Raw genomic sequence first — 17,277 nt, forward strand, 5'->3', positions numbered from 1 at the left:
AGGGGTTGGGCGTCGTCGGTGGAGACGGTGGTGGGGCGGGTGAGCTCGGGCAGTCCGTCCAGAGCGGCCCGGCGCATCGAAGCCCCCGGATTCCCGACGGCCTCCGGGCCGTGGCCGGGGATGGCGGATCGGACGCGGGGGGTGGACATGAGGCTCCTTCGACGGTGCTCGGGACCCGCCCCGACCCCGTACAGAGGGCGACGGCGCGGGCCCGCCGGTCAAGCATCTTGAATCAGGATGCCCCGTATCTGTGGGTTTGGCACGATTTCCCGGGGAGGTCGTCAGGGCGGGAGACGGAGGGCGTCTCCGACCGGGAGGAGCGAACGATGCCGCGCGGATCGAGCCCCGAGCGGGAGCGCCGGTACGAGCACGTCAAGGACAGCGACCTGGACCGGGGCGGCAAGCGCTCGCACAGCGGCGCGCAGGGACCGAGGTACGACCGGCTCTACGCCGAGGCCAGGCGGCGCAACGTCCACGGCCGCTCCTCGATGGACAAGGCGGAGCCGAAGAAGGCCCTGGGGGAGTGACGGGTCCGGCGGACCGAAGGGCCTCGTGCCGTGTCCCGGACGATGATCGTCCGGGACACGGCACGAGGCCCTTCGGAACCTCCGTTCACCAGCGGTACCAGCGGCCGCTGCCGCTCCGCATGAAGAAGCCGAGCACCCACAGCACCAGCAGGGCGATGGCGATGTACCAGAGCACGTCGATCGCGAAACCCGCGCCGAACAGGACCAGGATCACCAGGAGGACCAGGAGCAGGGGAACCATGACGTCACCTCCGTCGTACACGGTGTCGTCCGGCGCGGTCCGCACGGAGACCCGCTACACCGCCCCTGCCCGCTTCCTCCGCGCTCATGCGCCGTCGCGGACGTCCTCCGGGGACACCGGCCGGGGCCCCACGACGCCACGGGCGATCCCGAGGTCGACCAGGTCCCGGGGCCGCAGCCGCAGCTGGTCGGCCGTCGCCCCGGCCTCCTCGGGCGGGCGCTTGAGGATGGCGGCGGCGGCCTCGGGCGCGATGACGGAGAAGTACGCGTCCGGGGTGGTCCAGGTGTTCCCCGGCGCGGCGAGCGCGAGCGCCCCGCCCGAGCCGCCCTCCCCGACGAGCAGCGAGGTCACCGGGGTGCGCGCGCCGGCGACGGCGGCGAACAGGTCCGCGATCGCGCTGCCCGCGCCCGAACGCTCCGCCTCCGCGTCGTTGGCGGCCCCCGGGGTGTCGACCAGGGTGAGCACCGGGATGCCGAGGCGCCCGGCGAGGCGCACCAGCCGGGCGGCGGTCCGGAAGCCCGCCGGACGGGTCGCGGTGCCGCACTGCGCGGCGTAGGCGACGGTCCGCCCGTCCGGAAGCCGCCCGAAGCCGCACCGCGTCCCCGGGTCGACGCCGCCGCAGCGGTCGCCGGAGATCTCCTCGCGGAGGGTGAAGTGGGCGTCGAGGTACGCGCCGGCCCGGGGCCGGTCCGGGCGCCGGGCCCGTGCCACCGCCTCCCGGCCGCTCGCGGCGGGCGCCGCGCCGGGGTCCCCGAGCGCGTACGGCGGCGCGACCGGGCCCTCGGCCGGACGGGTGAGCAGGGACAGCCAGCGCCCGAGGACGGCGCGCAGCGCGTCCGGCGGCACGAGCGCGTCGACGTGGCCGTGCGCGAGCTGCGCCTCGGCGGTGTACGCGGCCGGGTCCGCGTCCGGCGGGCGCACCCGCGACCCGGCGAAGGCGACCTGCGCGCCGGGCAGGGCCAGGACGACGTCGGAGCCCGCGCCGAGCGTGGCCCAGCCGCCCCCGGTCGTCGGGTCCCGCAGGACCGCGATCTGCGGCAGCCCGGCGGCCCGGGTCAGCTCCGACTCGCGGGCCAGGACCTGGAGCTGGAGCAGGGCCCGCATCCCCTCGTGCATCCGGCTGCCGCCGGTGGCCGGCAGGACCACCACGGGCAGCCGCCGCTCCCGGGCCAGGGCGTGGGCCGCGACGGCCCGCGCCCCCGTCCGCTCCCCGAGGGAACCGCCGAGGAACCGGAACTCGAACGAGATGAGGACCGCCTCCACCCCTCCCACCGAGCCCGTTCCGCAGACCACCGACTCGCTCTCGCCGGTCCGGGCGGCGGCACGCGCGTGCGCGGCGGAGTAGCCGGGCCAGCCGATCGGCCCGTCGTCGGCCAAAGGACCCTCGTCGAAGGGGAGTTCGGTGAACTCGTCGGCCACCAGGGCGATCGCCCCGCGTGCCGTCGTCGGGTCGCTCATGCGGGCCTCGCAGCCGGTCGCCGGTGCGTACGGGGAACGCGTACGGGTGGAGCAGCGGTGCGTCCCCACCGTACCGCCCGGTCCGCCGCCGCCCCGGGGCGGCCCCGCCTGGCCCGGCCCTCAGGCCATGATCCCGCTCCCGTGCGGGGCGTACAGGTCCAGGAGCCGCACCCGGGTCACCTGGAGGCGGTGCGCCAGGACCGAGCCCAGCCAGAACAGGACCGAGGCGCCGAACTCCGGGTCGGAGCGGCACATCGACCGGACGGCCGGGGCGTTGAACTCGTACGCCCGCACCGGCGTCATCGCCTCGGCCCCCGACTGGCACAGGTACGGCGGGAACATCCAGGAGAGACCGACCAGCTCGCCGTGGTGCAGGGTCTCGATCACGGGCGACCCGCGCCCCGGCACCCGCGCGTCGAGCGTCACCGCGCCGGTCTTCACGATCCAGAAGCGATCGGCGTGCTGCTGCTCCTCGAAGAGGCGGTGGCCGGACTCGAAGTACACGTCCTCGGCGAAGGCCATCAGGCGCTCCCGGTGCTCCGGGGGCAACGTGCTGACCTTGGGCGTGGCACTGCTCATGGCGGTCCCTCCTCGCACACTCGACTCCCACCCCCAGTGTCGGCCAAGGAGCCGCCGCGCGCGCAGGCTCGGACCGCCGGTCACGCCTCCGGGACCGCCCCCTCACCCTCCGTACGCCCCCGCCCGGCGCGCACGGGTCCGGCGTGCGCGGGCCCGGCGTGCGCGGCTCCCGCGGAGGGCGGAGCATGAACCCGAGGAGGGGGCAGGCGAGCGGGGGCATGCCCCGGAGCGGCGGGCGCGGCGACCCGAAGCGGGGGCGTGACCCAGGAGGGTGCCGTGCCCGTCCCGGACGGCGGCGACGCACCCGTGGTGCCGCCGTGGTGCCGCGCGGGGCCGACAAGCACTTCGGCACCCCGCACGTCCTGCGCTCCGTCGCCCTCGACGGTCCACCGGGGCGAGACCGTCGTCGACGGACGGCCCCTGTCGGCCGGGGGGGCGCGAACCGGCGGCCCCGGGGCCGGCGGGAGCATCGCCGAGGCGACGCCTCCGGAGGAGTTCTCCGACCGCCCCGCGCAGCGAGCGCGCCGAGGACCCCCTCTCCGAGATCCTCCACCACTGAGCAAGCGCCGGGCCGGGGCCCGGCCGAAAGACCCCCTGGGGTGATCCTCATGAATCCGCTCAGGACCGGCAGGTCCCTCACGGCCGCCGCCGGGGTCACCGAGGGACGCCCCTTAGCGCCGGGCCAGCGCCAGCGCGCTCAGGCCGAACATCAGGACGCCCAGCGGGACGTGGACCGCCGGGACGTGGGCGATGCCGACCACGACCTGGACCGAGGCGAGGGCGAGGAAGCCCGACGCGTGCCACACGGGCCGGAGCGAGCCGCCGCCCGGCTTCCACGCCAGCACCGCGGCGAGCACGTACAGCATCGACGCCCCGTACATCACCCGGGCCCCGACGTCGTGCAGCGTCCCCCCGGAGGACGAGGTCAGCAGCAGCCCGGCGGAGACCGCCTGGAGGAAGAGCGTCAGGGTCTGCAGGGCGATCGCGGTCCTCAGGAAGGAGAAGCCGCGCTCCGTGCGTGCCGTCGCCTGGGTGGCCATGTCACAGTCCCCTTTTCCGGTTTTCCGGGTTTCCGGGTTTCCGCCCCGGGCTTCCCGCCCTCGGGCAGTGGATCGATAAGGTCTCACCTGTTCGACGGAGCAGGCCTGCGAAAGGTAAGGCGAGGGCCCGCGAAGGTACGACGAGGGGGACGGCCGGAGCATGGGGACCGCCGGGACGGGCACGGTCGGCACGGACGGCGGGGACGACACGGCCGGTGAACGGGGCCGGCTGATCAACGTCGCCTACCGGCTGCTCGGTTCGGTGACCGAGGCCGAGGACGCCGTGCAGGACGCCTACGCGCGCTGGTACGGGCTGCCGAGGAGCCGGCGGGAGGAGATCCTGTCGCCGGGGGCCTGGCTGACGACGGTGACCGGCCGCATCTGCCTGGACCTGCTCGGCTCGGCACGGGCCCGCCGCGAACGCTACGTCGGCGCCTGGCTCCCCGAGCCGCTGCCCGACCGCGCCGAGTGGGACCGCGCGGGCGCCTCCGCCGGTCCCGCGGACCCCGCCGACCGGATCGTCCTGGACGAGTCGGTCTCCATGGCCTTCCTCGTCGTCCTGGAGTCGATGACGCCCGCCGAGCGGGTGGCGTTCGTCCTGCACGACGTCTTCCGGTACCCGTTCGCCGAGATCGCCGGCGTCCTCGGCCGGACCCCCGCCGCCTGCAAGCAGCTGGCCTCCTCCGCCCGGCGGCGGGTGGACACCGCGTCCGGCCCGGTGCCGGCGACCGGCCGGCCCGACGTGGTCCGGCGCGTCAAGGAGGCGTGGGAGAGTAGGGACGTCCCGGCCCTCGTGGGCCTCCTCGACCCGGGCGCCGTGATGACCGCCGACGGTGGCGGCATGGTGGGCACCGTGCTGCGCCCGGTCGAGGGCGGCGCGCGCATCGCCCAGTACATGGTCGCCATCGCGGACAGGGCCCCCGGGCTCGAACTCCTGGAGCGGTCGGTCAACGGCGCACCCGGCCTGGTGGCCCTGCGCGAGGGCGTCGTCGCGACCGTGGCCTCGTTCGACGTCGCCGGGGGGCGCGTCGTCCGGATCTGGGCGGTCCGCAACCCGGAGAAGCTGTGGCCCTGGGTGGGGGAGTTCCCCGACGCCCCTCAGGGCCCGCCCCGTCACGGCTGACGGGGCGGGGTCCCTCCCGTGGGTGAAGGGACCCCGAGAACACCCCGAAAGCACCCATCCGGGAGGCGGTCCGTGTCGAATGGGAGGCGACCCCCGGCCGCCACACCCTCACCGTCCGCGCCACCGGCGGCACCGGCGCCACCCAGCCCGAACGGCGCACCGGGACGATGCCCGACGGGGCCCAGGGGTGGCACTCGGTCGTCGTCACGGTCGAGGAGGGCGGGTAGGCGCCCCTGGTCGTAGCCGCCCGTGGTCGTGGCCGCGTAACGAAGCCGCCGCGCCCACCCGTTCGAGGGACATATGAGGGACACTGCTTCCGTGCGTGGACATCTGCCGGACGAGAACCCCGGTTTCGTGGGACGCCGCACGGAACTGGAGCGCGTCTCCGCCGCGTTGGCGGAGCACCGCCTCGTCACCGTGACCGGCGTCGGGGGAGTCGGGAAGACCCGGCTCGCGCTGCGCGCCGCGCACCGGGCCGCCGAGCGGTACCCGGACGGCGCCTGGTGGACCGACCTCGGCCAGCTCGACGGCGAGCGGCTGCTCGTCGCGCTCGTCGCCGACTCCGTGGACCTCGCCGACCACACCCCCGGCACAGCCGCCACCGGGCTCTGCCGCCGGCTCGCCGACGACCGGCTGCTGCTCGTCCTGGACTCCTGCGAGCACCTGGCCGAGCCCTGCGCCCGGCTCGTCGCCGAACTCCTCGCCGCCGCCCCCGGACTCACCGTCCTCGCCACCAGCCGCCGCCCCCTCGGCGTCGCGGGCGAGGAGACGATCGCCCTCGACCCGCTGCCGCCCGCCGGACCGGACGCCCTGGCCCTGCTCCGCCGCGCCGCCGGGGAGGACTTCCCCGCCGCCGGACCCGCCGGGGAGATCTGCGTACGCCTGGAGGGCATCCCGCTGGCCCTCGAACTCGCCGCCGCCCAGATCCGCCTCCAGGGCGCCGAGGCCGTGCGCGACCAGCTCGGCTCCCGCCTCGACGCCGCGCCCGGCGCCCGCTTCGACCTGCTCGCCCACACCGAGCGCGTCTGGCCCAGCCGCCACCAGACCCTGCGCGCCGCCATCGGCTGGAGCCACGAGCTGAGCACCCCGCTCGAACGCCTCCTCTGGGCCCGGCTCTCCGTCTTCCGCGGCCCCTTCGACCTCGTCTCCGCGACCGCCGTGTGCGCCGGCGGCCCGCTGGACCGCGCGACCCTGCCGGAGGCGCTCGACGGACTCGTCCGCGCCTCCGTGATCCGCCCGCCCGACGCCGCCGGGCGCCACCGGATGCTCGACACGATCCGCGAGTACGGGGCGACCTGGCTGGACCGCACCGGCGAGGCCGCGGCCGTCGCCGACCGGCACGCCGCCCACTTCCGGGGCCTGGCCCGCCGGGCCGAGACCGAGTGGCACGGCGCCCGCCAGCTCCGCTGGTACCGCACCGTCGACGCCCACCACACCGATCTGCGCACCGCCCTGGACCGGCTCCTGCGGACCGACCCCGACGCGGCCCTCGACCTCGTCGGCTCCGTCGCCTTCGCCTGGTCCTGCCGCGGCCGCCTCCGCGAGGCCCGCGACGGCCTCGAACAGGCCCTGCTCCTCAGCGAGGCCCGCGGCCGCGTCCGGGCCCGCGCCCTGTGGGCCCTCGGCGTCACCCTCGTCCTCCAGGGCGAGTTCGGGCCCGCCCAGGACATCAGCGAGCGGTGCGCCCGCGAGGCCCGGCACGCGGAGTACGCCGAACCGGCCGGAGCCGGAGCGGAAACCGGGGCCGGAGCGGAAACCGGAGCCGGTAGCGCGACCGGGCCCGGTGCCGGGGCCGGGCGCGACCGGCCCGGCGACCTCACCCTCGACGCCGCCGCCCTCGCCGGCCTCCTCGCCCTCACCACCGGCCGGCCGACGGCCGCCCACGTCGTCGTGGGCCACGTCCTCGACGCCGCCCGCGGCGGGCCCGCCGACTCCGCCGCCCGGCTCCGCTGCCACCTGGTGCGGGTCTTCGCCCTCACCGGCCTCGGCCGGCTCGCGGAGGCCCGGGAGAAGGCGCTCCGGCTGCGCGCCCTGTGCGAGGAGCTCGACGAGCACTGGACCCGCACCGCACTGGAGTACCAGCTCGCCCTCACCGGCCTCCTGGAGGGCGACCCGGTCGCCGCCTCCGGCCACGCCCGCGCCATGCTCGAAGGCACCCGTCGCCTCGGCGCGAGCCTCGGCGTCGCCCTCGGCCTCGACGTCCTGGCCACCGCCCTCGCGGCGGCCGGCGAGGGCGAGCGCGCCGCGGACGTCTCCGGCACCGGGGAGGCGTACTGGCGCTCCACCGGCCAGCCCCGGCGCGGCCTGCCCGGCCTGCGGGCCCTGCACGAGAAGTACACGGACACGGTCCGAGCCTCGATCGGCGGGCCCGCCTACGAGGAGATCTTCGTCCGGGCCCTCACCGGCCTCCCGCAGGACGGCCTCGACCGCGCCCTGCGCGGCCCAGGGCAGCACGACTGACGCGTCCGGCGGCGTCCGGCGCGTTTGAACCCGGCGGACCGGGACATCCGCGACACGGGGCCGGCACACGCCACCGGCCGCCGTCGGCACCGCCGTCACGCCCGCACACGCCGCCCACCTGCCGAAACGCACCGGGGCGGTGCGGGGCGGCGGCACGGCGCCCCGGTGCGTAGAGTCGGTTCCCGCAACAACACCCGTACCAAGCGAGTACGAGCCCCGCGCGTCGTACGAGCGAACGACCCCCGACGAGGAGACCTCACGTGACCGACCCGGCGTCCACCGCCCTCCAGCAGCAGATCGCCCGGGACCTCCAGGTGTCCGGCACCTTCGACCCGGCGGCGGAGGTCGAGCGCCGGGTGGCCTTCCTCACCGAGCGCCTCACCTCCACCGGGCTGCGCGCGCTCGTGCTCGGCATCAGCGGAGGCATCGACTCCACCACCGCCGGCCGGCTCTGCCAGCTCGCCGTGGAGCGCGCCCGCGCCGCCGGCCACGACGCCGTCTTCTACGCGATGCGCCTGCCCTACGGCGTCCAGGCCGACGAGAAGGACGCGCAGGCCGCCCTCGACTTCATCCGCCCCGACAAGGTCCTCACCGTGGACGTGAAGGCGGCGAGCGACGCGGCCCTGGAGGCCTGCCTCGCCGGTGACGTGACCTTCCGCGACGCCCACCACCAGGACTTCGTGCAGGGCAACATCAAGGCCCGCCAGCGGATGATCGCCCAGTACGCGGTCGCCGGCGCCCACAACGGCCTCGTCGTCGGCACCGACCAGGCGGCCGAGGCCGTCTCCGGCTTCTTCACCAAGTTCGGCGACGGCGCCGCCGACGTCGTCCCGCTGACCGGCCTGACCAAGCGGCGCGTCCGTGCGGTCGCCGCCGAGCTGGGCGCCCCGGACGGCCTGGTGCGGAAGGTCCCCACGGCCGACCTGGAAACCCTCGACCCGGGCAAGCCCGACGAGGAGGCGCTCGGCGTCACGTACGACGAGATCGACGACTTCCTGGAGGGCAAGCCGGTCTCCCAGGAGGCCTTCGACGCGATCGTCCGCCGCTACGAGCTCACCGAACACAAGCGGCAGCTGCCGATCGCTCCCTGAGCGGGTGTACGGGCGGAGGGCGGCGACCACCGGGCCGCCGCCTTCCGCCTTCCGGCTCCTCGCACCCTCCCGGTCCGTTCGCCCCCCCGTGGCCCGAACGGGCCCGGCCGGGGTGCGCGGGGGATCCGTACCGCCTCGAAGCGGAGCGTGACCGCGCCGCCCGACGACTGCCTCGCCCCCGACGAGTGGATCTGCGGCGCCCACCTCTCCAGCCGGAGGGAGATTCTCGCCCGGCTCCGGGCCGTCCCCGAGGGGACCCGGCAGGCCGCGCGCGGCCTCGGTCACGGGCCGTTCCGGCTCCTCCTCGCCGCCGACCCGCTCCTCCTCGGCGCCCAGCGGCTGCTCACCCCCCTGGACCCGGCGCGGTCCGCTGAACACCGCCTCCACCGCCGACCTGGCGCACCTCGACGAGCAGGTGGACGGCTGGCGCCGCCTCCGGAGGACGCGGCGCGCAACTACCTCGCGGGCAGAGGCCTTCTGGCGAAATGACGACGCGACGGATTCCGGCCAGACGGTTTCCAGCCCGCTGAACAGCCTCTGTCTTCACGACCCTTGCGGGGTGGTCCGCAGCCCTGCTATCCATCTGTTAGGAAGGTTTCCTTCCAGTCCCGGGTTCCGGAGGCGTCAACCCTCCGGCGTCCAGCCCCCGTTCGCCGTTCCGTGGAGACCCCATGACTTCCGCACGAACCGTACGGCCCCGCGCGCGCCGCCTCGGCGTCGCCGGCGCCGCCCTCGGCGCCCTGCTCCTCGGCCTCGCCGCCGCCCCGCCGACCGTGAACGCCGCCCCCGCGCCCGTCGCGCCGGCCGGAACGGCGGCCACCACCCCGGCCGCGATCAACGGACAGCTCAAGGTCTGCGGCACCAAGCTCTGCAACCGGTACGGCAAGCCGATCCAGCTCCGGGGCATGTCCTCGCACGGCACCCAGTGGTACAGCCGGTGTCTGACGGGCGGTTCGCTCGACGCCCTCGCCAAGGACTGGAAGGCCGACGTCCTGCGCGTCTCCACGTACGTCCAGGAGGGCGGCTACGAGACCGACCCGCGCAAGTACACCGACCTCGCCCACGCGCTCATCGAGCAGGCCACCGCGCGCGGCATGTACGTGATCGTCGACTGGCACATGCTCGACCCGGGCGACCCCCACCACAACCTCTCCCGCGCCAAGACCTTCTTCACCGAGATCGCCGAGCGCCACGGGAGCAAGACCAACCTGCTGTACGAGATCGCCAACGAGCCCAGCGGCGTGTCCTGGTCCAGGATCAAGAGCTACGCCGAGCAGCTCATCCCGGTCGTCCGCGCCAAGGACCCCGAGACCCCGGTCCTCGTCGGCACGCGCGCGTGGTCCTCGTTCGGCGTCTCGGAGGGCGCGAACGAGTCCGAGGTCGTCGCCCAGCCGGTGAACGCGTCCAACATCATGTACACCTTCCACTTCTACGCGTACTCGCACCGGGACGAGTACCTGAAGACCCTCTCCCGCGCCGCCGACAGACTGCCCGTCTTCGTCACCGAGTTCGGCACCCAGAACTACGCGGGCGAGGGGACCGACGACTTCACGATGACGCAGAAGTACCTGGACCTCATGGCCTCCAAGAAGATCAGCTGGGTCAACTGGAACTTCTCCGACGACGAGCGCAGCGGCGCGGTCTTCAAGACCGGAACCTGCGGCAGGGGCGGCCCCTGGACCGGCACCGGATCCCTCAAGCCCGCCGGCGTCTGGATCCGGGACCGCGTCAGGACGGCGGACGACTTCCCCACCTCCTGACCGACCCACCCGGCCCCACTCGACCGACACGCCCCCGCCGCGCGGCCCGCCGCCCCGGCGGGGGCGTCCACGTCCACGGGTGGCCGATCTCCGCCGTGTCCTCGGCGCAGTCCCCGGCGGCGCGCAAAAGTCCAAGGGGTGGGGCTCCCGCGCACATGGCGTCCTCCCGGTGGGCGCCGGTAGAACTCGCGGCAGGGCCCCGAGGGCCCCCGCGAGGAGAGGACCCGGACCATGAGCACCCACGTCGGCGCCGAGATCGCCGGACAGCCCGACTGCTGGCGCCGGGCCGCCGAGGAGGCCGAGCGGTGCGCCGGGCTGCTGCCGGCCCCGGGCGAGCGCGTCGCGGTCGTCGGCTGCGGCACCTCGTACTTCATGGCCCGCGCCTACGCCGCCCTGCGCGAGTCCCTCGGCGCGGGCGAGACCGACGCCTTCCCCGCCTCCGACGCGACCCCGCTCGGGCGCGGCTACGACCGGATCGTGGCCCTCACCCGCTCCGGCACCACCACGGAGGTCGTGGACCTGCTCGCCCGCGCCGCCGGCCGCGTCCCCGCGCTCGTCCTCACCGGCGCGCCCGACAGCCCGGCCGGGCGGCTCGCCGACCGGGTCCTCGACCTCGGCTTCGCCGACGAACGCTCCGTCGTCCAAACCCGGTTCGCCACCACCGCCCTCCAACTCCTGCGCGCCGGACTCGGCGTGGACCTCGGGCCGGCGATCGCGGACGCCGAACTCGTCCTCTACGAGCGGCTGCCCGCCGCCTGGGAGCGGCGCGGACAGTTCACCTTCCTCGGCACCGGCTGGACGGTCGGGCTCGCCGACGACGCCGCCCTCAAACTGCGCGAGACGGCCCGCGCCTGGACGGAGTCGTACGCGGCGATGGAGTACCGCCACGGTCCGATCAGCATCAGCGACCGCTCCAGCCTCGTCTGGTGCCTCGGCCCCGCGCCCTCGGGCCTGCGCGACGAAGTGGAGTCCACCGGCGCCCTGTTCGCCGCCGACGCCATCGACCCGGTCGCCGCCCTCGTCCGCGCCCAGCGGCTCGCGGTCGCCCTCGCCGACCGGCGCGGCCTCAACCCCGACCGGCCCCGGCACGTCTCGCGGTCGGTGATCCTCGCCGGTGCGTTCCGGCCCACCGGCCCGGAGGCGGCCCGTATCCTGCGGTCATGATCGGAAACGACGTCCCCGACCTCGCCGAGATGCCGGACGACTGGCGGCGCGCCCTCGCCGTCGTCGCCCACCCGGACGACCTGGAGTACGGCTGCGCGGCCGCCGTCGCCGGCTGGACCGACGCCGGGAAGGAGGTCGTCTACGTCCTCGTCACCCGCGGCGAGGCCGGCATCGACACCCTCGCCCCGGACGCCTGCGGCCCGCTGCGCGAGCGCGAACAACGCGACAGCGCCGCCGTCGTCGGCGTGGACGCCGTCGAGTTCCTCGACCACCGGGACGGCGTGGTCGAGTACGGCACCGCGCTGCGCCGCGACATCGCGGCCGCGATCCGCCGCCACCGCCCCGAACTCGTCGTCACCCTCAACCACCGCGACACCTGGGGCGGCGGCCCCGGCGCCCCCTGGAACACCCCCGACCACCGGGCCGTCGGCCGCGCCGTCCTGGACGCGGCGGCCGACGCCGGGAACCGCTGGATCTTCCCCGAGTTGGAGGAGCGGGGGCTCGCGCCGTGGGACGGCGTCCGCTGGGTCGCCGTCGCCGCCTCCAGCACCCCCACCCACGCCGTGGACGCGGGCCCCGGCCTGGAGCGCGCGGTCCGCTCGCTCCTCTGCCACCGCACCTACATCGAGGCCCTGACGGACCAGGACCCGGAGGAGTACGTCCGGTCCTTCCTCGCGGGGACGACGGGCGGGGCGGCCGACCGCTTCGGCGGCCGCCCGGCCGTCACCTTCGAGCTGTTCCCGCGCTGACCGGGCGGCATCAGGAGGAGGCCCCGCCGTCCGCCTTCGCCTCCAGGTCTCCGAACAGCAGCTCGGTGTTGATCGTGACGCCCGCCCGGTAGCCCAGGCCCACCGCGTTGACCACCTGCTCCTGCGGGCCGGTCACGTTCCCCGCCGCCCACACCCCGGGCACGCTCGTCCGGCCCGTCCCGTCCACCGCGACGAACTCCCCGAACGGCGTCTCCTCCATCCGCGCGCCCAGCTGCCGCAGCACCCCGTCCCGGGCCGCGAGGCGCGTCGCCCCGACGAAGACCGCCTCGCGCGGCACGAACCGCCCGTCGGCGAGCCGGACCCCGGTCAGCCGGTCGTCCTCCACCGCGAGCCCGGCGACCTCGCCGGCCACGACCTCCACCCCCGCCGCGTCGAGCAGCGCCGCCTCCCGCTCGGAGAGCCCGGCGGCGGTGTGCAGGAAGAGCGTCACGTCCGAGGACCAGTGGGAGACCATCAGCGCCTGGTGCGCCGGCATCGCCGGATGGGCGATCACCCCGAACGGCCGGTCGCGCACCTCCCAGCCGTGGCAGTACGGGCAGTGCAGCACGTCCCGCCCCCACCGCTCGGCCACCCCTTCGACCTCCGGCAGCTCGTCCACGAGCCCGGTCGTCACCACGAGCCGCCGCGCGCCGACCCTCGTGCCGTCCGCGAGCGACACGGCGAAGCCGTCCCGCCCGTCCGGCTCCGCGCCCGTCACCCGGCCGGCCCGCCACTCCACCCCGTACGCCGCGATCTCCTCCCGGCCCGCCGCCAGGTACGCGGCGGGGCTCATGCCGTCCCGGGAGAGGACGCCCTGCATGTGGGCGGTGGGGGCGTTGCGGGGCTCGCCCGCGTCGACCACCAGGGTCCGCCGCCGCGACCGGCCCAGGACCAGGGCCGCGCTGAGCCCCGCCGCGCCGCCGCCGACGACCACCACCTCGTACTGCTCCGTGTGTGCGTTCATGGGGACGAGGCTGTTCCGGACCTGCGGTGGCCGCAAGTAAAGTTGCCGTTCCTGCAACACTGGACCCATGACCGAAGACGACCGCATCGACGCCGTCCTGAACGAGGTCGGCCCCCGTCTGCGCCGGGTCCGCCGCGACCGCGGGGTGACCCTGGCCGAGCTCTCCGCCGCCACCGGCATCTCCGTGAGCACCCTCTCCCGCCTCGAATCCGGGCAGCGCAGGCCCAGCCTCGAACTGCTCCTGCCGCTCGCCCGCGCCCACCAGGTCCCGCTGGACGAGCTGGTCGGCGCGCCGCCGGTGGGCGACCCCCGGGTCAAGGCCAGGCCGATCGTGCGGCACGGGCGCACGATGTACCCGCTGACCCGCCAGCCCGGCGGCCTCCAGGCGTACAAGGTGATCCAGGAGAAGCCGTACGACTGCCCCGAGCCCCGGGTGCACGAGGGGTACGAGTGGCTGTACGTGCTCTCGGGGAAGCTCCGGCTCTTCCTCGGCGGGCGCGAGGTCGTCCTGACGGCGGGGGAGGCGGCCGAGTTCGACACGCGCGTTCCGCACTGGTTCGGGGCGACGGCCGAGGGACCGGTGGAGTTCCTGAGCCTGTTCGGCCCGCAGGGGGAGCGCATGCACGTCAGGGCCCGGCCGGAGAAGTCCCGCCGACCCGTGCCCCACTGACCCGCGGCCCCGTGCCCCACCGGACCCGCCGATCCGTTTCCGGGGGAGGAGTCCGGCCGATCCGTTTCCGGGGAAGTCCTGCCGATCCGTTTCCGGGGAAGTCCGGCCGACCCGTTCCCTCCGGGCAAGCGACCGCTTAGTATGCAACCGACCACGCGGTACGGAGGAGGCATCCCGGATGCAGGCATGGCGTGTGTACGAGAACGGCGAACCGGACGCGGTGATGCGCCGCGAGGAGGTGGAGCCGCCCGTCCCCGGCGAGGGGCAGGTCCTCCTGAAGGTCCGCGCCGCCAACGTCAACTTCCCCGACGCGCTGCTCTGCCGCGGCCACTACCAGGTGCGCCCCCCGCTGCCCTTCACCCCCGGCGTCGAGGTCTGCGCCGAGACCGAGGACGGCCGCCGGGTCGTCGCCACCGCCGCCCTCCCGCACGGCGGCTTCGCCGACTACGCCCTCGCCGACGCCGCCGGGCTGCTCCCGGCCCCCGAGGCGCTCGACGACGCCGAGGCCGCCGCGCTCCACATCGGCTACCAGACCGGCTGGTTCGGCCTGCACCGCCGCGCCGCCCTCAAGGAGGGCGAGACCCTCCTCGTCCACGCGGCGGCCGGCGGCGTCGGCAGCGCGGCCGTCCAGCTCGGCAAGGCCGCCGGCGCCACCGTCATCGGCGTCGTCGGCGGGCCCGAGAAGGCCGCTGTCGCCCGCGCCCTCGACTGCGACCTGGTCATCGACCGGCGCTCCGAGGACGTCGTCGCCGCCGTCAAGGCCGCGACCGGCGGCCGGGGCGCCGACGTGATCTACGACCCGGTCGGCGGCGAGGCCTACCAGCAGTCCGCGAAGTGCGTCGCCTTCGAGGGCCGGATCGTGGTCGTCGGCTTCGCGAGCGGCACCGTCCCCGCCCCCGCCCTCAACCACGCCCTGGTCAAGAACTACTCGGTCCTCGGCCTCCACTGGGGCCTGTACGCGGTGAAGGACCCCGCCTCGATCGGCCGCTGCCACGAGACCCTCACCGCCTACGCCGCCAAGGGCCTGATCAAGCCGCTCGTCGCGGAGCGCGTCCCCTTCGCGGGCGCGGCCGACGCCGTCCGGCGCGTCGCCGACGGCACCACCACCGGCCGCCTGGTCGTCCTCCCGGAAGGGGTCCACGCGTGACCGGCCCGCACCCGACCGCGCCCGGCGCCGACGAACTCCGGGCGCTCACCCGGGCGTTCCTCGACGCGCACCCGCCCGCCACCACCGACCGCACCGACTTCCTGCGCGCCCGCTTCGACGCCGGACTCGCCTGGGTCCACTACCCCGCCGGCCTCGGCGGACTCGACGCGCCCCGTGCCCTCCAGGCGGTCGTCGACGCCGAACTCGCCGCCGCCGGCGCCCCCGACAACGACCCGCGCCGGATCGGCATCGGCCTCGGCATGGCCGCCCCCACCCTCCTCGCGTACGGCTCCGACGAGGTCAAGCGCCGCTTCCTCAAGCCGCTGTGGGCCGGCGAGGAGGTGTGGTGCCAGCTCTTCAGCGAGCCCGGCGCCGGCTCCGACCTCGCCGCCCTCGGCACCCGGGCCGTCCGGGACGGCGACCACTGGGTGGTCGACGGGCAGAAGGTGTGGACCTCCAGCGCCCACCTCGCCCGCTGGGCCATCCTCATCGCCCGCACCGATCCGGACGCCCCCAAGCACCGGGGCATCACCTACTTCGTCTGCGACATGACCGACCCCGGCGTGGAGGTCAGGCCCCTGCGCCAGATCACCGGCGAGGCCGAGTTCAACGAGGTCTTCCTCACCGGCGTCCGCATCCCCGACGCCCACCGCCTCGGCGAGGCCGGCGACGGCTGGCGGGTCGCCCAGACCACCCTGATGAACGAGCGGGTCTCCATCGGCGGAGCCCGCGTCCCCCGCGAGGGCGGCATGATCGGGAAGCTCGCCGCCACCTGGCGCGAGCGCCCCGAGCTGCGCACCCACGAGCTGCACCGGCGCCTCCTCGACCTCTGGGTGGACGCCGAGGTCGCCCGGCTCACCGGCGAACGCCTCCGCCAGCAGCTCGTCGCGGGCCAGCCCGGCCCCGAGGGCAGCGCCATGAAGCTCGGCTTCGCCCGGCTCAACCAGGCCATCAGCGGCCTGGAGGTCGAACTCCTCGGCGACGAGGGCCTGCTGTACGGGGAGTGGGCCATGACCCGCCCCGAACTGGTCGACTTCACCGGCCGCGACGCCGGCTACCGCTACCTGCGCTCCAAGGGCAACTCGATCGAGGGCGGCACCAGCGAGGTGCTTCTCAACATCGTCGCCGAACGGGTCCTCGGCCTGCCCTCCGAGCCCCGCAACGACAAGGACGTCCCCTGGAAGGACCTCGCGCGATGACCGACCGCCTCGACCTCCTCTACTCCGAGACCGAGGACGACCTGCGGGCGGCCGTCCGCGCCCTCCTCGCGGACCGGGCCGGCCACACGGTCCTCCTCGACCGGATCGAGACGGACGCCCCGTACGTCCCCGGCCTCTGGAAGTCCCTCGCGACCGACATCGGGGCCGCCGGGCTCCTCGTCCCCGAGAAGCTCGGCGGCCAGGGCGCGAGCCACCGCGAGGCCGCCGTCGTCCTGGAGGAGCTGGGCCGCGCGGTCACCCCGGTTCCGTACCTCACGAGCGCCGTGGCGGCCACCGAGACCCTGCTCGCCCTCGCGGCGGAGAGCGCCCCGGCGGCCGGACTGCTCGCCGCCGTCGCGGACGGCGGCACGGTCGCGGTCCTCGCCGTACCCCTGTCGACCGCCCCGGACGCGGACCCGCCGCACGGCCCGGCCGTGCCCGCCGTCGCCGACGCCCCCGCCGCCGACGTCCTCCTCGCCCCGCGCGCCGACGGCCTGTACGCCGTACCGGCGGAGGAGGCGGCGATCGAGCCGCAGACCCCGCTCGACCTCACCCGCCCGCTCGCCCGGGTCACCACGGAACCCGGCACCGGCACCCGGCTCGCCGGTCCGGAGGCGGCCCGCGCGGCCGTCCGGCGCGGCCTCCTCGCGGGCGCCGGACTGCTCGCCTCCGAGCAGCTGGGCCTCGCCGAACGCTGTCTGGAGGACACCGTCCGGTACACCCGCGAGCGCCACCAGTTCAACCGGCCCGTCGGCTCCTTCCAGGCACTGAAGCACCGCATGGCCCAGGTCTGGCTGGACGTCGTCGGGGCCAGGGCGGCCGCCCGCGCCGCCGCCGACGCCCTCGCCCAGGGCGCTCCGGACGCCCCGCTCACCGTGGCCGTCGCCCAGGCGTACTGCTCCCGGGTCGCGGTCCGCGCCGCCGAGGAGTGCGTCCAGCTGCACGGCGGGATCGGCATGACCTGGGAGCACCCCGCGCACCTGGCCCTCAAGCGGGCCAAGGCCGACCAGCTCGCGTTCGGCCCGGCGGGCCGCCACCAGGACACGGTCGCCGCCCTGGCGGACCTCCCGGCACCCCGGTGAGCGGACCTCCCCGCGCCCGGTAA

17 protein-coding genes are annotated in these 17,277 nt (G+C 75.6%); 12 read left to right on the top strand and 5 right to left on the bottom strand.

Annotation, left to right across the window (positions count from 1 at the left end; genetic code table 11):
- The first annotated feature begins 326 nt into the window (after positions 1 to 326).
- Positions 327 to 527: a hypothetical protein gene (locus tag OO47_RS03350; protein WP_030212026.1), complete on the top strand. Its 201-nt coding sequence runs from the start codon at positions 327 to 329 to the stop codon at positions 525 to 527.
- An 85-nt stretch (positions 528 to 612) separates the two neighbouring features.
- Here the strand turns inward: OO47_RS03350 and OO47_RS03355 are convergent, their stop codons facing one another.
- The 4 genes from OO47_RS03355 to OO47_RS03370 all read right to left on the bottom strand — a co-directional run bounded on the left by OO47_RS03355 (position 613) and on the right by OO47_RS03370 (position 3,845).
- A complete protein-coding gene (locus OO47_RS03355) occupies positions 613 to 768 on the bottom strand; it encodes a hypothetical protein (RefSeq protein ID WP_030212029.1) in 156 nt (51 codons plus the stop codon).
- Positions 769 to 852: 84 nt separating this feature from the next.
- Positions 853 to 2,226, bottom strand: a complete 1,374-nt coding sequence (locus tag OO47_RS03360) for a carboxyl transferase domain-containing protein (protein WP_030212032.1) — start codon at positions 2,224 to 2,226, stop codon at positions 853 to 855.
- 120 nt (positions 2,227 to 2,346) lie between these two features.
- Complete coding sequence (locus OO47_RS03365) at positions 2,347 to 2,805, bottom strand: Crp/Fnr family transcriptional regulator (protein ID WP_030212035.1); 459 nt, start codon at positions 2,803 to 2,805, stop codon at positions 2,347 to 2,349.
- Between the two features lie 671 nt (positions 2,806 to 3,476).
- Positions 3,477 to 3,845, bottom strand: a complete 369-nt coding sequence (locus OO47_RS03370) for a hypothetical protein (protein ID WP_030212039.1) — start codon at positions 3,843 to 3,845, stop codon at positions 3,477 to 3,479.
- 160 nt (positions 3,846 to 4,005) lie between these two features.
- On the opposite strand from OO47_RS03370, the gene sigJ reads away from it, so the two are divergent.
- From sigJ to OO47_RS03405, 7 genes are all read left to right on the top strand, one after another.
- Complete coding sequence (gene sigJ, locus OO47_RS03375; RefSeq protein WP_030212042.1) at positions 4,006 to 4,968, top strand: RNA polymerase sigma factor SigJ; 963 nt, start codon at positions 4,006 to 4,008, stop codon at positions 4,966 to 4,968.
- Positions 4,969 to 5,286: 318 nt separating this feature from the next.
- Positions 5,287 to 7,428 (top strand): ATP-binding protein, encoded by a 2,142-nt coding sequence (locus OO47_RS03380; protein WP_033207955.1) that lies wholly within the window; start codon positions 5,287 to 5,289, stop codon positions 7,426 to 7,428.
- A 260-nt stretch (positions 7,429 to 7,688) separates the two neighbouring features.
- On the top strand, positions 7,689 to 8,519 hold the full coding sequence (gene nadE / locus OO47_RS03385) for an ammonia-dependent NAD(+) synthetase (protein ID WP_030212046.1): 831 nt from the start codon (positions 7,689 to 7,691) through the stop codon (positions 8,517 to 8,519).
- 147 nt (positions 8,520 to 8,666) lie between these two features.
- Positions 8,667 to 9,008 (top strand): hypothetical protein, encoded by a 342-nt coding sequence (locus OO47_RS37580; RefSeq protein ID WP_030212048.1) that lies wholly within the window; start codon positions 8,667 to 8,669, stop codon positions 9,006 to 9,008.
- A gap of 182 nt (positions 9,009 to 9,190) precedes the next feature.
- A complete protein-coding gene (locus OO47_RS03395; protein ID WP_030212050.1) occupies positions 9,191 to 10,279 on the top strand; it encodes a glycoside hydrolase family 5 protein in 1,089 nt (362 codons plus the stop codon).
- Positions 10,280 to 10,510: 231 nt separating this feature from the next.
- Positions 10,511 to 11,443: an SIS domain-containing protein gene (locus OO47_RS03400; RefSeq protein WP_030212053.1), complete on the top strand. Its 933-nt coding sequence runs from the start codon at positions 10,511 to 10,513 to the stop codon at positions 11,441 to 11,443.
- On the top strand, positions 11,440 to 12,192 hold the full coding sequence (locus tag OO47_RS03405; protein WP_030212056.1) for a PIG-L deacetylase family protein: 753 nt from the start codon (positions 11,440 to 11,442) through the stop codon (positions 12,190 to 12,192). The genes OO47_RS03400 and OO47_RS03405 overlap by 4 nt, the downstream gene beginning before the upstream one ends.
- Before the next feature lie 10 nt (positions 12,193 to 12,202).
- Here the strand turns inward: OO47_RS03405 and OO47_RS03410 are convergent, their stop codons facing one another.
- A complete protein-coding gene (locus OO47_RS03410) occupies positions 12,203 to 13,156 on the bottom strand; it encodes an NAD(P)/FAD-dependent oxidoreductase (protein ID WP_030212057.1) in 954 nt (317 codons plus the stop codon).
- 67 nt (positions 13,157 to 13,223) lie between these two features.
- On the opposite strand from OO47_RS03410, the gene OO47_RS03415 reads away from it, so the two are divergent.
- From OO47_RS03415 to OO47_RS03430, 4 genes are all read left to right on the top strand, one after another.
- Positions 13,224 to 13,826 carry a helix-turn-helix domain-containing protein gene (locus tag OO47_RS03415; RefSeq protein WP_030212061.1) on the top strand — a complete coding sequence of 201 codons (603 nt, stop codon included), beginning with the start codon at positions 13,224 to 13,226 and terminating at the stop codon, positions 13,824 to 13,826.
- Between the two features lie 178 nt (positions 13,827 to 14,004).
- The gene (locus tag OO47_RS03420; RefSeq protein ID WP_030212064.1) at positions 14,005 to 14,973 is read left to right on the top strand and encodes an NADPH:quinone oxidoreductase family protein; all 969 of its coding nucleotides are present in this window, start codon (positions 14,005 to 14,007) and stop codon (positions 14,971 to 14,973) included.
- Positions 14,970 to 16,172: an acyl-CoA dehydrogenase family protein gene (locus OO47_RS03425; RefSeq protein WP_030212067.1), complete on the top strand. Its 1,203-nt coding sequence runs from the start codon at positions 14,970 to 14,972 to the stop codon at positions 16,170 to 16,172. Before OO47_RS03420 ends, OO47_RS03425 begins: the two co-directional genes overlap by 4 nt.
- Positions 16,169 to 17,254: an acyl-CoA dehydrogenase family protein gene (locus OO47_RS03430; protein WP_030212069.1), complete on the top strand. Its 1,086-nt coding sequence runs from the start codon at positions 16,169 to 16,171 to the stop codon at positions 17,252 to 17,254. Before OO47_RS03425 ends, OO47_RS03430 begins: the two co-directional genes overlap by 4 nt.
- Positions 17,255 to 17,277: the final 23 nt, after the last annotated feature.

The organism is Streptomyces bikiniensis (assembly GCF_000716625.1).
GTDB classification, from domain to species: domain Bacteria; phylum Actinomycetota; class Actinomycetes; order Streptomycetales; family Streptomycetaceae; genus Streptomyces; species Streptomyces bikiniensis.

Excerpts from the sequence above, each read along its gene's own strand:
- OO47_RS03350 (WP_030212026.1), top strand. The coding sequence starts at position 327 with ATGCCGCGCGGATCGAGCCCCGAGCGGGAGCGCCGGTACGAGCACGTC.
- OO47_RS03355 (WP_030212029.1), bottom strand. The coding sequence starts at position 768 with ATGGTTCCCCTGCTCCTGGTCCTCCTGGTGATCCTGGTCCTGTTCGGC.
- OO47_RS03360 (WP_030212032.1), bottom strand. The coding sequence starts at position 2,226 with ATGAGCGACCCGACGACGGCACGCGGGGCGATCGCCCTGGTGGCCGAC.
- OO47_RS03365 (WP_030212035.1), bottom strand. The coding sequence starts at position 2,805 with ATGAGCAGTGCCACGCCCAAGGTCAGCACGTTGCCCCCGGAGCACCGG.
- OO47_RS03370 (WP_030212039.1), bottom strand. The coding sequence starts at position 3,845 with ATGGCCACCCAGGCGACGGCACGCACGGAGCGCGGCTTCTCCTTCCTG.
- sigJ (WP_030212042.1), top strand. The coding sequence starts at position 4,006 with ATGGGGACCGCCGGGACGGGCACGGTCGGCACGGACGGCGGGGACGAC.
- OO47_RS03395 (WP_030212050.1), top strand. The coding sequence starts at position 9,191 with ATGACTTCCGCACGAACCGTACGGCCCCGCGCGCGCCGCCTCGGCGTC.
- OO47_RS03400 (WP_030212053.1), top strand. The coding sequence starts at position 10,511 with ATGAGCACCCACGTCGGCGCCGAGATCGCCGGACAGCCCGACTGCTGG.
- OO47_RS03405 (WP_030212056.1), top strand. The coding sequence starts at position 11,440 with ATGATCGGAAACGACGTCCCCGACCTCGCCGAGATGCCGGACGACTGG.
- OO47_RS03410 (WP_030212057.1), bottom strand. The coding sequence starts at position 13,156 with ATGAACGCACACACGGAGCAGTACGAGGTGGTGGTCGTCGGCGGCGGC.
- OO47_RS03415 (WP_030212061.1), top strand. The coding sequence starts at position 13,224 with ATGACCGAAGACGACCGCATCGACGCCGTCCTGAACGAGGTCGGCCCC.
- OO47_RS03420 (WP_030212064.1), top strand. The coding sequence starts at position 14,005 with ATGCAGGCATGGCGTGTGTACGAGAACGGCGAACCGGACGCGGTGATG.
- OO47_RS03430 (WP_030212069.1), top strand. The coding sequence starts at position 16,169 with ATGACCGACCGCCTCGACCTCCTCTACTCCGAGACCGAGGACGACCTG.